The sequence below is a fragment of the Psychrobacillus sp. OK028 genome (assembly GCF_900103605.1).
Lineage (GTDB): Bacteria > Bacillota > Bacilli > Bacillales_A > Planococcaceae > Psychrobacillus.
Map to the genome: position 1 here is coordinate 14,276 of NZ_FNHY01000006.1, position 14,313 is coordinate 28,588.

Here is a 14,313-nt window from a genome sequence, read left to right on the forward strand (position 1 = left end):
TATTTTAGTTTCTGTTCATCAGCTAAGCGAGTTACTCGGAGATTGTCCCGTGTAATAGTGAAGTCATTTTAGCTTACTTTCTTCAACTAACCTGCCCGTTAGTTCAATAAGAAAAAATGCTTTACCCCTTCTTGAAGTAAAGCAACCTTTAGTTGAATAAGCATTAAACAATAACTTTTAAAAAATCAATATTCTTTATTAGTCGTTATTACGATTGAAAAATTCTATTGCAAACTTGATGCTATCAATAAACTTTTCACGTTTTTCTATATCCATTTCAAGTGTTTTTGTCATTAAATCCGTAAAAAACACTGATTGCTCAACGGTTAAATAACTAAATGTAGGATGCATTTGTTCACTCTGATATGTACTTTCATCATCAAAAAAATAACTGACTGGTACATTGAAAATTGTCGCTACTTCATAAAGCTTTTCTGCTGTTAAGCTTTTACTACCACTTTCCCAAGATGCAATAGTGGTATTAGCTAAATTTAGTGCTTTTCCCATCTCTGCTTGTGTTATTTTTTGGGATTTTCTTAATTTCTTTATTTTCTCTCCTACACTAGCACTATCCAAAATTCATCCCATCCTTATCGACCGAATAGACGCGCGAAAAATTTAACTAACCTGCCGCGTTAATTGAACAACTGAATAAACAGTTTTTGGTATAGTGTAACATGTTTAAAAAAGGCGTGTCGTGTTATTTCGTTATAGGAGATTGGTATTTGCATAACAGTCATGTGATTTATCATTCCTATTGCACCATCACAATTGAGTGGCGTATATCCATAATTTACAATAGAATTAAATAAAAGCTAATGTGGGGTGTATCTATGACGAATAAAACCATCAGTCAAACAGAACTTTCTAAAAGATTTGGTTGGACTGAATCAAAAGGGAGACAATGGATTAAAAAATTCCAAAGATATTTACCTTTTGAAGAAACAGGTATTTATAAATACTACAATGAAGAAGCATATGAGTTTTTAAAGAAGGTCAAGAAATTAAATGACGCACATTTAAGTTTAAATGAAATTGAACATATTTTTGAAGAACAAGGAGTTCCAAGTTCTGATAATGAAATAAAAAGAATAATTTCTGAAAAGAATAGATTAACATTAATCGAGAGTAAAGTTTTAACGACAATGCCTTCTTCTAAAGATTTAGTCATTCCAATATTATTGGTAATGTCAGATGAGGATTTATATATTGCGACTAAGCTGAATGAGGGAGTTGCAAATCATTTTAAATTGAAAGAAGAACAAGTTAACTTTTCGTATCCCGAGAGTAAAGAAACAGTATTTGTAAGTCGTATGAGGGCAACGAGATTTTCATTACAGAAGAAAGGATATATAGAAGAAGTAGGCAAACATACTTACCGAATTACTAAAGATGGTTTAGATTTGCTTAATGAAAGTGAAATTGAGATGCAAGAAGAACTAGAAGAATTAGAACAAGTGGTAGATCCGATAAAAATAATTAACGAGCAATTAGTAGAACTTGATAAGTATTTGATAGATAAGATCCTTACAGAACTTCAGAAAGTTCATTGGAAAAGGTTTGAAAGCATAGTTGTGGAACTTTTAACTGCAATGGGATACGGTGATGGAGAAGTAACTCAGAGTACAAATGATGAGGGTCTTGATGGAATAATAAAAGAAGATAAACTTGGTTTGGATAATATTTATGTTCAAGCTAAACGTTGGATAAACACCGTTGGCAGACCCGATATTATGGCATTTGTAGGTGCTTTAGAAGGGAGAAGTGCTAGTAAGGGTGTCTTTATTACAACATCTAGTTTTTCTCAAGGTGCGAATGACTATGTTAAAGTTCTTCCTTATAAGAAAGTTATCTTGATTGATGGTAACAAATTAGCAAGATACATGTTAGATTACAATGTTGGTGTTACTATTAAGCGTAAGGTATTAATTAAAGAAGTTGATTTCACATTTTTTGAAGGTGAGTAAAGGAGAGTACATCACAATAACGTGATGTGCTTTTTCTTTTTATGAATCAAGAGCAGCACTCAGAGATTAAAAGGACTCGCATATATAAAAATCATTCATACACGCAAGTCCTTTACTTATTAAACTAAAGCACCCGTTAGTTGAATAAGAGAAATTAATTTTGGAAGCGAGTCTCATATTGGGCTTTCATTAACAAACTTTGATTGCCGAGTTAGCTGTAAATAACTAACTATCGAATTGAACCTAAAAATTCACCTTGTTTACTATTTAACTTCTTCACAAATTCGCTATCATCCCAAATATTAGGGTTGTCAATTGTTAGATTTTCTCCACGTACCATGAAATCATAACTATCTTTTGCACCCGTATACCAATCAACAATGACTAAATTGCCATTTACATTGCGTACGAGAAATTCAGTGGGTTCACCATAACTACCTACAGTCTGTTTAATTTCTGCAGGTAAATTTAAATAGAGAAAACCCCCATCTACGTCATCAGTATACTCCACTTCCCAAGTGCCAATATCAACACTCTTCACATAATTATCAGTAAGATTGTGCGTTAAATACAAGTCAAATTGGTATTGAATCTTATTTTGCGTATACTGTTTAAGGTTTTCGTTATCGATAAATGCACCCAATTCAATATGCGAGCCGTTCCAGACCGCTTTATAATAGTCAGTCAGCACTCTCACACACATTTCATAAGCCGTTTCAGAATCCTGAATAGATACTCCCACTTCATTTTTAGCTACATATTCGGGGAAATCCTGTAATACATTCCGTTCAGTGCTGAGCGTAATTTCATTGTTAATAGCACTATCTTTGCTGCTTTCTTCAGAGACTAAACTTTCAGGTTCTTCGTCAATTAATTTTTCTGTATTTTTATCACTTTCTTTGTTATCCATAGTTGTACTACATCCACTTAAAGTAATAAGGAGACAAAAAAATAACATTATCTTCAGCCGTGCTTTCATAGAACACTCTCCAGTTTTTTATGAATTAGACGATGTATTTATAGCAATGTTACATATTTAACTAAACCCCTTACATTAGTTCAATAAGAAAAATACTTTACTCCTTCTTGAAGTAAAGCACCCGTTAGCTCAATAAGAAAATGTTAATTTACTAACCATTTCCGAACAATATCTATTGAGTTTTTACTAGTATTGGAACCGTTTATGATTATATCCGCATACCATTTTGTAGGTTCAACAAACTCATTATAACGATGTCTTACTACATCAAGATATTCCGAAGAAATTTCATCAAAGCTTTCTTCGTTAATATCTCGTTTTAATCTCCTGACTAATCTCTCATCTGAAGGACAATCAACAAATATCTTCAAATCAAGTTTCTCTCGAATTTCTTCAAAATACAAGACCATTAAGCCTTCAACAATAACGACATCAAACGTTTTAGATGATATTAAATGATTTATATCTCTATTTAGCTTATCAATATCCACAGAAGTAGGATGGTCGTAATCATCATATTGTTTTCCATTGTATGGAGCATTTACTTTCGGTTTTACTTCTTTAAAGTAATCATCAGTAGATAAGGTTTTAACTTTTAATGCATCTAAATTCTTCGCCAAATTACTGCAATAAGTGGTTTTTCCACTACCTGAACCACCTGATATTCCAATAACAATACTACGGTCTATTTTTCTCATTATAATCTCCTCTACTGCTAAGTTCTTCCCAGTCCTTATTGAACTAACCTGCCGCGTTAGTTTAAGTGTAAAATTTCACAATCTTCTTTTTATTTCACCATAACTATTGAAAATACCTTTTAAAATTATTGAAATTGTATTATTTAACAGTGTATTCCTGTCGTTATGTAAGAAAATTTGAATGTAAATTGTAAGTAAAAATGCAATTGTACACCAGTAATTGTACCCTTACCAATCTCCCTACAATTTGCTGTTCAGTTTTCAAGTATTTCTGGCAGTATTCCCTTTATACAATAAAAAAGTGACCACAAAATGTTATACAAATTGGTGGTCATTTTTACTTGCATTTTTATCGTTTGTGATTAAGGCTTATTTTTTGTTTATTTGATGTAATTTTAAATATTTTATAATACTTTATTTCAAATTTTAACCCCAATTTAACCCATATAAAAATAAGCAACAAAAAAACACCCGTACCATTCCTGGCAAGAGTGCTCTATAAACGTTGCTATAATCATCTTTTTATGTAAGCCGCGTTTGCCGTACATTCATTAGAAAGTTTTAAACCACCACTCCTCAAAGTGGGTGTTCGCAGAAACTATCCTGCATGTCCTCATTGTCCGAAGAGAATAAGGCTTGTCATTCCAGCTCTATATAAAACTCCCTGTTACAGCTTAAAGGTTAAAACTTAATATCCATACGTACAATGCAGCTTATGTTTATATAATATACCTTTCTCTATAGTTTTTCAATGGAAATGATTTCAACCTTTATTCAGGTATAATAGAAAATAGAAATGCTGGAATGAGGATGTGATGGAGTGGATATGAATAAGAAGCAAATAGATGGAGAGATTGAAGAAATTAGTGATGAAGAATTACAATTGCTAGTTTTAGAAGCACAACGAGAGGCACTTGAAAAAGAGGCATTAGAAAAAACTAGACCAAACCCAAAACGTCCTTTTCCAAGATGGATATTTTGGACAATGGCTTTCGTCTTGTTCGTCAATACATTTGCGATGATTTTTCAGATTTACTCCATTCCAGCCATTGAATTTATCAAAACCTCCGCTAGGTTATCGGCACAGGAAAATATTGCTCAATATAAAGAGGCTGTCGTTGTTGTTTTAACGGATGATAGCAAAGGAACCGGATTTTCCATTTCAAGTGAAGGTAGGGTTCTCACTAATTATCATGTTGTCGAGGATAATGACAGCGTAATAGTCGGTTTTCCTGAAGCTGGACGATTTAAGGCTGACGTTATACAAACCTATCCATCTATAGACCTTGCAGTGTTGCAAGTGCATGAAGAGGAATTGCCTTATCTAGAGCTTTCGGAAAACCCTTCTTATGAATATGGTGAGCCTATCACTTTTATCGGAAATCCACTCAAATTTACTGGTATTGCTAATGAAGGCACTTTAATTGCTACTCATCAATTAAGTGATTGGGATGTACCCGTGATGATGATGGAAGCCCCAGTTTATCGAGGAAATAGTGGTAGTCCAGTTTTGGATAAAGATGGGCAAGTAATTGGTGTTGTATTTGCCACTCTAGATCATGAAGAGCACGGAAAAGTTGGACTATTTGTACCGATTGAGGAATATTATAAAACCCAAAAATAATTGCAGAAAACCCGCTTAGCATTTGTTACTAAGCGGGTTCTCTTTTGGTTCTTTCGGTTGTGTTGGAATTATTCTCGTTTGCGCTTGTTTTACTCTCACTCAAGATTGATTTACTCTCGGACGAGCTTGTCTTTACTCTCGCTTGGCTGTGGTTCTCTCGGATAGAACCTGTTTACTCTCGGATACATTTGTTTTACTCTCGCTCAAGACCGATATACTCTCGGACGAGCTTGTTTTACTCTCGCTTAGCTGCGGTTTTTCTCTCGGTTGGAACCTGTTCACTCTCTCACAGCACTCATTTATTCAGTTTTAAATATTTCTCTCGCCAAACAAATCGTTCTTTTTCGTTTAGCTCGTTTTCCAATGTTTCATCCCATTGGTCAAGGAATGTGTTCCAGACTCGAGCGTATAGGAGATCCTCTGATTTATTGTACAAAACAAATTCAAAGCAAGGAACATCATCCACATATAATTCTGAGTTGGAAACAATTTCAGAAACTACCGTTTGAAGCTCACTATCCCCTATCTCCATTCGATTTGCTTCAAGTGCATCTATAAGTACCGCATCGTCCCACTTTATTCTAGCCTTTTTCTCAGAGGCATAACGATAGAGGTTCAATGCTTCCTCCCCATCCAGTGCAGGTTTTATTTCTCCCTGCAAAAAAATGTGATGACTTGGGCTATAAATTAGATTTTGACTGAGGGCATCTAGTTCTTCTTCAAAAATTCCATCCTCAAGTTGTTGATTCCCTTTTTCTGTTAGTGTAAAAACGGTTTCTTTTATTTCGATTAAACGAGTTCTCTTCATAATATTAATCAAGTCTTCTATAAATAGCTGCTCCACAAGTAGTATCTCACTGATTTGCTTAGCACTTGTCATTTTTGCTTTTTGGCAGGTTATCAACATCATTTTCATTAGAACATCCATTTTTATACGTTTTACAGGTTTGTATTCCACTTCAATTGTATGAAGTGGAATCGTCCACGCATTGGATGAAACTATCTTAGCTTGAATATTTTGCTGTAATTCCTTTTTAAGACGTTTCTCTAGTTCAATCATTTTATTATACTCCTATAACCAAATTGCTATTTTTTCCTATTCCCTTGAGGGTCGGTTAGACCGTTTTTGTCTTTTACAATTTGAAGCAAGCGACCATACATTTCTCTAGAAGTTCTTTGTTTTGCCCGTTTAGTAAACATCTCGGAACTCCCAACTAAAACAAGCAACTCTCTCGCTCGAGATAATGCCACATTTAAGCGACGGTAGTCATTGGCAAATCCAATATCTCCACTCTTTTCTTGATTGTTCCTGACCATACTTAATAAAATGACATCCATTTCCATCCCCTGAAACTTATCTACAGTTCCTGTTCGGAAGGTCAAATGAGATAAGTTCACCTGTTGCCCTATAAGACGGTCAATTCGTTTGACCTGTTCTCCATAAAAACTAATGACCCCAATACTTTTACGTTCATCTGGGTTCATTCTTCCTTCTTTTTTAGCAATTGCTGTAGCTTCATTCAAATCTATTAGTACATCACGGATAACGTCTAACTCTGCTTGGTTGAACCTACTTTTCCCATCCTTCATTCGTTCTTCAAAATAGGATTTTTCGTTTGGCATATCCAGCCATAGCAGATGGTCTTTTCTATCTACATAGCGTGATTCCAAAAGGTGATCACGTGCAGCATCTGAATCCACTAACCCACACTGCAATCGATAATTTTCTTCCTCATAAAATGGTGTGATTGTCTCCATGATACTTTCATGCATTCTATATTGAATTGCCAGCATCGTTTTACTCATCTTAGGTAAATTTTTAAATAAACGTTCGAATAAAGATTCCTTCAAAAGCTTTTTTAACTCATCTTTTTCTTCTAGATTTTCACTTTCTTCTAGAATTGCCTGTAGTGTTTCATCTAGCGTGTCCTCTCCAACAAGTGGGGGTAGCTGATGGTGGTCACCTACCAATATTATTTTCTTCCCTTTTAACATTGGTAAAAGCAATTCAGGTGGTGTTGCTTTAGAAACCTCATCTATAATAACTACATCGAAAACCGGGTAGTTTTCCATAAATTCTTTACGAGCGGATGCAACGCATGTCGTTCCAATCACATTGGCATGTCTCACATAGAGTTTACGAATTTCATCTAGGTCGTGGTCATTTGCTTCTTTTAATAATGAATACCATTCTTTTTGAACCGCTTGGGTGATCGGAAGATGATCTTTTTCAAGTTGAAGTTTACCGATTTTTTTGTTAGTTTCTTTTATCGTTTCCTCGTTTTTTTCAAGTGCATGTTCAGGGTTTTGAAGCAGAATTTCATCTAAAGCTTTTAGTATGCGCTCTTGCTCTAAACCATCTGCATTTACTTGTTTAGTTTTCAGTTCATTTTCTTGAAGAATCGCTTCAATCTCCACTAGTTCCTGAGCCAATTTTTGTAAATGAGACTTTTTCGTTTCTAATTGTTCCAGATAGCTTGTAACGGTTTCTTCCGTTTTCTTCAATGCCAACATAGAGTCTTCCAGGTCGAATTTTTTGCTCTTTAATTCTGATGAGGTCGATAGTAAATCAGTTGTATCAATTTCAGTTTCTAGCTGATTCACTGTTCTTTGCAGAAGCTCTAGCTGATTTTTTTGGCTAGTTGCTTTATTAACTAATTCACTTTTGAGTTGTTGAAGCGCTAATTGCTCCCTGCTAGTTTCGCTAATCACTTGTGTTTTAATCGTTTGAAACTTTTTTATAGAACTATTTTTTGCCAACTGAACGGCCGATTTCTGCTTTATAACAAATTTCTCTCTCACATAGAGTCCTTCCAGTAAAATTGCTAATTTCTCTGTAGTAAGATCGTCATCGCCAGAAGTCATCATATTCTTTAAACGATTCATAAATTGATGAATTTCCTTTATCGTATACGAGGAATCAAACAGGATACCACTTCTCCCAATATTATTGCGAACATTTTCCACGGGAAATTTGTATTTTCGAAGTAAATTTTCCACGTACTCAATTGCAGCTAAGAGGCGAGCGTTTAAATCCTGCCAATCAGAAAAGGTTTTAATATGTTCAATTAGTTCATCTAACTCCCCAATTTGCTGTTGCAGGGACATTGAAAGCTCCAAACCATATTCCGCCATTTGACTTTTTAGCTGGTCTATTTTCCGAATGGAATCAATTTCTTTTTGGAACATTTCTAGATGATTTAGTTTTGATTGTGTACTTTCGTATTGTTCTCTTGCTTCTTCCATAGTTGACTCTAGTATATTTAAGGAATCTATTGCCTCTCGATATGAAAGGTGGTTTTGTATTACTTTTGTTTCAATCTGCAACTGTTGTATCTTTTCCAGCAACTTTTCTCTTGAAGGATTCGATTTAATGAACTCTTCCATAGCATTTATTTCATCTGTTAAAGTTTCTAACTTTTTTCGTTCTTTCAGAAGATTGGCTTCGATATTTTCACGGTCTTTTTTCAATAAAACCAATGTCTTTTTTAACTGTTTAATCTCTTCTATTCTTACTTCAAGTTCTACTTTTGCATCCGCTTTTTGTTCAATAGCTTTATTTAGTAATATTTGTTCCTTACTAAGCACTTCAATTTGAAGCTCACATTCTGCAATTTGTTTAAGAAGCTGGCCACCTTTTAAGGTATGCTCGTCCAGTTCTTTTTGTAAAGCTGCTAAAGTTTGTTCTTTCCAGTAATATCCTACGTTTTCTTCTATAAACTTCTTGCCTTCTTCTTCAATACTTTCTGTCCTACCAAATCGTAAAATACGAATTTCTTTGTTTGAAAGTAATCTACTAAGAGCATTGTCTACTGCCAAATTAGACTGGGACGCTACAAGTGTGCGTAAGCCAGCCTTGGCATTTTGCTGACATATTTCAGAAATTACAGTCGTTTTCCCAGTTCCGGGTGGACCTTGAATAACAAACAAATCTTCTGCAGACATCGCACCTATAACCGCTTCTTGTTGGAATTCGTTTAACTGATTATGAAATTCCAATTCCTTACGTTTTGCGTTCATGCGAATGGTCGGGCGATCCTCAAATAAGATCTTCTCAAGGTTTGGATTGGCAGCGAAGCCATTTTGTAAATCTTCAAATCCTTTACGGAGACGTCTTATTTGGCTGAGGGATGCGAAATTGCTAAATACTGCTTCTTTCGATTTAGGATTCCACTCGTTTTTTCTTGCTAGCTCACGAAATTTGGGCTTGATCTCTATTTCTATTGTTTGTTTTACTCGATCTGCTTTCAAGATATCGCCTACGTCATTTTGAAATCCTTTTAACGTTACACTGAGTCCTCTTAGATTTTTCCATTCGTCGGCGTTCATCGTACAGCCATGCAATGTCATACGACTAAAATCCGCATTGAAAAAAAGTTTAGAATAAGGACTCGTGATATCTGCAATATCTGCATTACGTTCTTGAATTTTTAAATAACCTTCCCAGCTAGATATTCTTTTTTTCACATACTCTGAACGTTCTTCTGCAACAGGAAGATCTTGAATTTTGGTGTGCAAAGCAAGTGGCATTCCTGCTCCATTATTTTTAGCGGTAACAAAAGTCAAAGTAACTGGAAGACGGCGATTATTGCGTACAGGTACTTTAGGACTTCTAACATAAAGACCCGTTGCAAGTAAGCCATCCTTTTGTAAGATACACTCCATCACTACTACTCGACAATTTACTTTTTCAGCTAACTTATCGTTTGTAACATTATCAAAATAAACGGAAAGTGACGTATTTCCATGATTATTTAACGGTCGCTTTTCAATATGTACTTCAAAAGAACTCTGTATGTTAAAAAAGGCATGTTCATCAGTTGACCATTCCTGAATTCCTTTGCGCGCCTTATTTGTAATCATTAAATTGCAGCGCATCGTTTTAACTAAGGTTGCTGATTGGCTCATGAACAAACCTCCTTCTCTATTGTAGCTTTTACGTATTTTGTTCAACTTATCTATGTTATCATTTCTACGCTAGAAATTGCATAATTCAACTTATCTATCTTTTTTAAAAACTATTTCTATATAACTTCAATAGGAATTACGGCACAAATATGAATATTTTGTGAATTATTTATTGCTAACTCTACTAATGTTTATTATGATAGACTTACAGTTTTTAGGTAGAAAATTCTAAAGATTGAATATATTTTAGGAGGAAAGTGTATGGCGAATAATATTGAAAGTGCTTTCAACACGGCGAAACCCCTAGAAAAATCGAAAAAACTATCAAAAAATGGCGTTAATTCAACTTATAATAAGGCAACAGGTTCCCCTAACTATTCTGCCATTGCAGAAAGTATGGAATTCAAGGTTTTAAAAAAGAAGAAGAACAAATTTATATTACCTATCACAATATTTTTCTTACTGAGTTATATTTTGCTTCCCATTTTGACTTCTTATACGACTATTTTAAATAATAATGCATTCGGTGATATCGCGTGGGTTTGGGTTTATGCTCTTGCACTTTTTGTGATGACCTGGGTATTATGTATGATTTATGTACGAAGAGCCAATGATTTTGATAAAGAAGCTCAGAAGATTTTTGACAAAGAAGAGGCTGGTGATTATGAATGAACGCTATAGGATTATCTTTTTTCGTAGGAATAGTAGGATTGACTTTATTCGTTACATATATCGCCTCTAAGCGGACAAACTCAGCAAGTGAATTTTATACTGCAGGTGGAGGATTATCTGGTTGGCAAAACGGAATTGCGATTGCTGGGGATTACTTATCTGCTGCCTCCTTCTTAGGTATTGCAGGGGCTATCGCACTTTTCGGTTTCGATGGATTCTTTTATAGTATTGGATATTTAGTAGCTTACTTGGTTGTGTTGTATATTGTAGCCGAGCCACTTCGAAATCTCGGGAAATATACACTAGCTGACATGATAACTGCACGATTTGATCAGAAGAAAATTCGTGCAGCTGCTGCAATAAGTACATTAACGATTGTTTTGTTTTATATGATTGCACAGCTTGTAGGGGCAGGAGCACTTATTCAATTATTATTAGGAATCGATTACTGGATTGCTGTTCTTTTAGTAGGCGTTATGATGACTATTTATGTACTTTGGGGCGGCATGGCTGCCACTAGCTGGGTACAAATCATTAAAGCCGTCTTGTTAATGGTCGGAACCGTACTTATTTCCATTTTGGTATTATGGAAATTCAACTTTAATATTCTAGGAATGTTCACAGAAATGAAATCTGTAACTGCTAATGGTGAAGCATACTTACATCCTGGTGTAAAATATACAAATGGCTTAGATACGATATCTATGATGATTGCATTAGTACTTGGAACTGCAGGTTTACCACATATATTAATGCGTTTCTTTACTGTAAAAGATGCAAAAACTGCTCGTAGCTCTGTTGTTTACGCTACTTGGATTGTAGGAATTTTCTATGTGTTAACTATTTTCTTAGGATTTGGTGCTGCTGCATTTGTAGGTTCTGATGCAATCAAAGCTGCAAATCCTGCTGGAAATATGGCTGCTCCATTATTAGCACAGGCTTTAGGTGGAGACATTCTAATGTCGTTTGTCTCTGCTGTTGCATTCGCTACCATTCTGGCAGTTGTGGCAGGTCTTGTTTTATCGGGGGCATCCGCATTTGCACATGACTTATATGGACAAATTATTAAAAAAGGAAAAGTAACAGAAAAAGAACAAATGAATGCTGCTCGCCTTGCTTCTGTTGGCGTTTCTGTATTTTCCATTTTGTTAGCACTCGGTGCACAATCAATGAACGTAGCATTCTTAGTTTCCCTTGCATTTTGCATAGCAGCAAGCGCTAACCTTCCAGTAATCATTTACACAATTTACTGGAAGAACTTTAATACAACTGGAGCCTTGACGGCTATCATCACTGGTCTTGTTACTGCACTTGTACTCGTTGCCCTTAGCCCTAACCTTTGGGCTGCTGACGGCTCAATGGCCTTTACTGGGGAAGCTCTCTTCCCACTGACTAATCCTGCTTTAGTCTCCGTTCCTCTAGGATTTTTAGGTGGTTGGATCGGAACATTGGTCGGAGCCCGTGCAGATCAACGAAAATATGCCGAAGTTGATGTAAAAGCAAATATTGGGTTGAAGTAATATATTGATCTTTATGTAAAAAACCGATTCCTTGTGGGAATCGGTTTTTACTCATTTTGCGTCTGGAAATACTCTTTTTACTGTATCAGTGAACTCGTCGAAGAATCCTTCTACTGGTTCATTTGCCCGAACTCTTTCTCCGTACTCCTTAAATTGCTTTGTAAAATCCGGATTTGCGGATACATACACATTGTTTAAGCTAGCATCCTGAGCCTTTGCTGCATCTGAAATTTTAGTTTTTAGTTCTTCCGTTTCATTTGTACCTTCTTTAAGTTCGACTGCCACGTATGCATTATGGTCTGTTACGAGCACACTTGCTGAATTTACTCCTTCTAACTCTGTGATTTTATTTGCTACTTCGTCCGATACTTTTATTTGACGATCTGTTCCATTCGCATTGTTTACATCCCCATTATCATTTACGTCATGATTATCAGAGATATTTCCATCATTGCCTTCATCTACCGTATTCGTGTTTTCTGTTGTTTTGTTCGTGCCATTGTCATTTGCCACATTGTCCTTATTATTCATTCCACAAGCCGTCAAAAAACCAATCAGTAGCATCATAAATACTATTTTCAGAAATTTATTCACTTCATTTTCCTCCTTCTAATTTTCTATACGAATAGCTTGGACTAATTAAAGTGAAATATGCGTATGTTCATAAAATAATCAGTAATTTCTGCTATAATTTATATAATTCAAAAAAGTAAGGGGGATTATCAAAAATGAGTGTGGATATTATAAAGCAGCTTGAGGCATCATACGAAGAAATGGTCAGTATTCGACGTTATTTACATATGAATCCCGAAGTGTCTTTTCAGGAAACGGAAACAGCAAAATATATACAAAAATTCTATACAGATTTAGAAATATCGTTCCAAGCAGATGTTGGTGGTAATGGAGTAGTTGCTCGAGTAAAAGGTGCATTACCAGGGAAAACGGTTGCGTTACGAGCTGATTTTGATGCTCTCCCTATACAAGATGAAAAAAATGTTCCTTATAAGTCGACTGTACCAGGTGTAATGCACGCCTGCGGTCACGATGGACATACTGCTACGCTGCTTATTCTCGCTCGCACATTAAATGAATTTAAAGACCAACTGTCAGGTGAATACGTCTTTATCCATCAGCATGCAGAAGAATATGCTCCAGGTGGAGCTAAACCAATGATCGAGGCTGGTTGTTTAGATGGAGTGGATGTAATTTTTGGTACCCACTTATGGTCTCAAACTCCTTTAGGAACCATTGAATATAAGAGCGGTCCAATTATGGCAGCGGCAGACCGTTTTTCTATCACGGTCCAAGGTAAAGGTGGTCACGGAGCAAATCCACATGAAACAAAGGATTCTATCGTAGTAGCCTCACAATTAGTTGGTAACTTGCAGCAATTGGTAGCTCGTCGTGTGAACCCTACTGAATCAGCAGTACTTTCTGTCGGCTCATTCATAGCAGACAATGCATTTAATATTATTGCGGACACTGTGAAAATGACTGGAACAGTTCGCACATTTAAACCCGATGTTAGAGACTTAATGGAAAATGAATTAAAACGTGTAATAGAAGGAACATGTTATACAGCGGATTGTTCTTATTCTTTCCTATATGAAAGAGGTTATCCCCCAGTGGTTAATCACAGAGAAGAAACAGAGTATTTAGCTGAGATTGCAAGAACTGTTCCTGGAGTCAATGAAGTGAACGAATCTGAGTTATTGATGATCGGGGAGGACTTTGGCTACTATTTAGAAGAAATCCCTGGCACATTCTTCTTTACAGGAGCAATGCCAGAAGGAGATGTATTCCCACACCATAGCCCGATGTTCGATTTCGATGAACGTGCAATGCTAGTTGCAGCGAAAGCATTAGGAATGGCTGCTATTAACTTTCAAACTAAATAAAATATAACTCATTTAAAAACCGCATTAGGAGGATAACTCTAATGCGG

The 14,313-nt window shown here is 35.6% G+C and carries 11 protein-coding genes and 1 other RNA gene; 5 read left to right on the top strand and 7 right to left on the bottom strand.

Going from position 1 to position 14,313, the window contains the following annotated elements; all coding sequences use genetic code 11:
• Positions 1-198: 198 nt before the first annotated feature.
• Entirely contained in the window at positions 199-576 is a 378-nt protein-coding gene (locus BLR36_RS11180; RefSeq protein WP_175454052.1) for a helix-turn-helix domain-containing protein, read from the bottom strand.
• Positions 577-833: 257 nt separating this feature from the next.
• On the opposite strand from BLR36_RS11180, the gene BLR36_RS11185 reads away from it, so the two are divergent.
• Entirely contained in the window at positions 834-1,967 is a 1,134-nt protein-coding gene (locus BLR36_RS11185) for a restriction endonuclease (RefSeq protein ID WP_175454053.1), read from the top strand.
• Between the two features lie 229 nt (positions 1,968-2,196).
• Here the strand turns inward: BLR36_RS11185 and BLR36_RS11190 are convergent, their stop codons facing one another.
• The 3 genes from BLR36_RS11190 to ssrS form a co-directional block, all read right to left on the bottom strand.
• A complete protein-coding gene (locus BLR36_RS11190) occupies positions 2,197-2,946 on the bottom strand; it encodes a hypothetical protein (protein ID WP_254771390.1) in 750 nt (249 codons plus the stop codon).
• 143 nt (positions 2,947-3,089) lie between these two features.
• Positions 3,090-3,644 carry a uridine kinase family protein gene (locus tag BLR36_RS11195; RefSeq protein WP_093061834.1) on the bottom strand — a complete coding sequence of 185 codons (555 nt, stop codon included), beginning with the start codon at positions 3,642-3,644 and terminating at the stop codon, positions 3,090-3,092.
• 524 nt (positions 3,645-4,168) lie between these two features.
• Positions 4,169-4,362: non-coding RNA, 6S RNA (gene ssrS / locus BLR36_RS11200), on the bottom strand.
• 108 nt (positions 4,363-4,470) lie between these two features.
• On the opposite strand from ssrS, the gene BLR36_RS11205 reads away from it, so the two are divergent.
• A complete protein-coding gene (locus tag BLR36_RS11205; RefSeq protein ID WP_093062039.1) occupies positions 4,471-5,268 on the top strand; it encodes a S1 family peptidase in 798 nt (265 codons plus the stop codon).
• A 295-nt stretch (positions 5,269-5,563) separates the two neighbouring features.
• Here BLR36_RS11205 and BLR36_RS11210 read toward each other — a convergent pair whose 3' ends face one another.
• Together BLR36_RS11210 and BLR36_RS11215 are read right to left on the bottom strand one after the other, a co-directional pair.
• Positions 5,564-6,328 carry a hypothetical protein gene (locus BLR36_RS11210; RefSeq protein WP_093061835.1) on the bottom strand — a complete coding sequence of 255 codons (765 nt, stop codon included), beginning with the start codon at positions 6,326-6,328 and terminating at the stop codon, positions 5,564-5,566.
• A gap of 26 nt (positions 6,329-6,354) precedes the next feature.
• Positions 6,355-10,176, bottom strand: a complete 3,822-nt coding sequence (locus BLR36_RS11215; protein WP_093061836.1) for a DEAD/DEAH box helicase — start codon at positions 10,174-10,176, stop codon at positions 6,355-6,357.
• A 261-nt stretch (positions 10,177-10,437) separates the two neighbouring features.
• On the opposite strand from BLR36_RS11215, the gene BLR36_RS11220 reads away from it, so the two are divergent.
• Together BLR36_RS11220 and BLR36_RS11225 are read left to right on the top strand one after the other, a co-directional pair.
• Complete coding sequence (locus BLR36_RS11220; protein ID WP_093061837.1) at positions 10,438-10,848, top strand: DUF485 domain-containing protein; 411 nt, start codon at positions 10,438-10,440, stop codon at positions 10,846-10,848.
• Complete coding sequence (locus BLR36_RS11225) at positions 10,845-12,368, top strand: solute symporter family protein (protein WP_093061838.1); 1,524 nt, start codon at positions 10,845-10,847, stop codon at positions 12,366-12,368. Before BLR36_RS11220 ends, BLR36_RS11225 begins: the two co-directional genes overlap by 4 nt.
• A 51-nt stretch (positions 12,369-12,419) precedes the next feature.
• Here the strand turns inward: BLR36_RS11225 and BLR36_RS11230 are convergent, their stop codons facing one another.
• A complete protein-coding gene (locus BLR36_RS11230; protein WP_093061839.1) occupies positions 12,420-12,962 on the bottom strand; it encodes a YhcN/YlaJ family sporulation lipoprotein in 543 nt (180 codons plus the stop codon).
• A 134-nt stretch (positions 12,963-13,096) separates the two neighbouring features.
• On the opposite strand from BLR36_RS11230, the gene BLR36_RS11235 reads away from it, so the two are divergent.
• Positions 13,097-14,266 (top strand): M20 metallopeptidase family protein, encoded by a 1,170-nt coding sequence (locus BLR36_RS11235; RefSeq protein WP_093061840.1) that lies wholly within the window; start codon positions 13,097-13,099, stop codon positions 14,264-14,266.
• Positions 14,267-14,313: the final 47 nt, after the last annotated feature.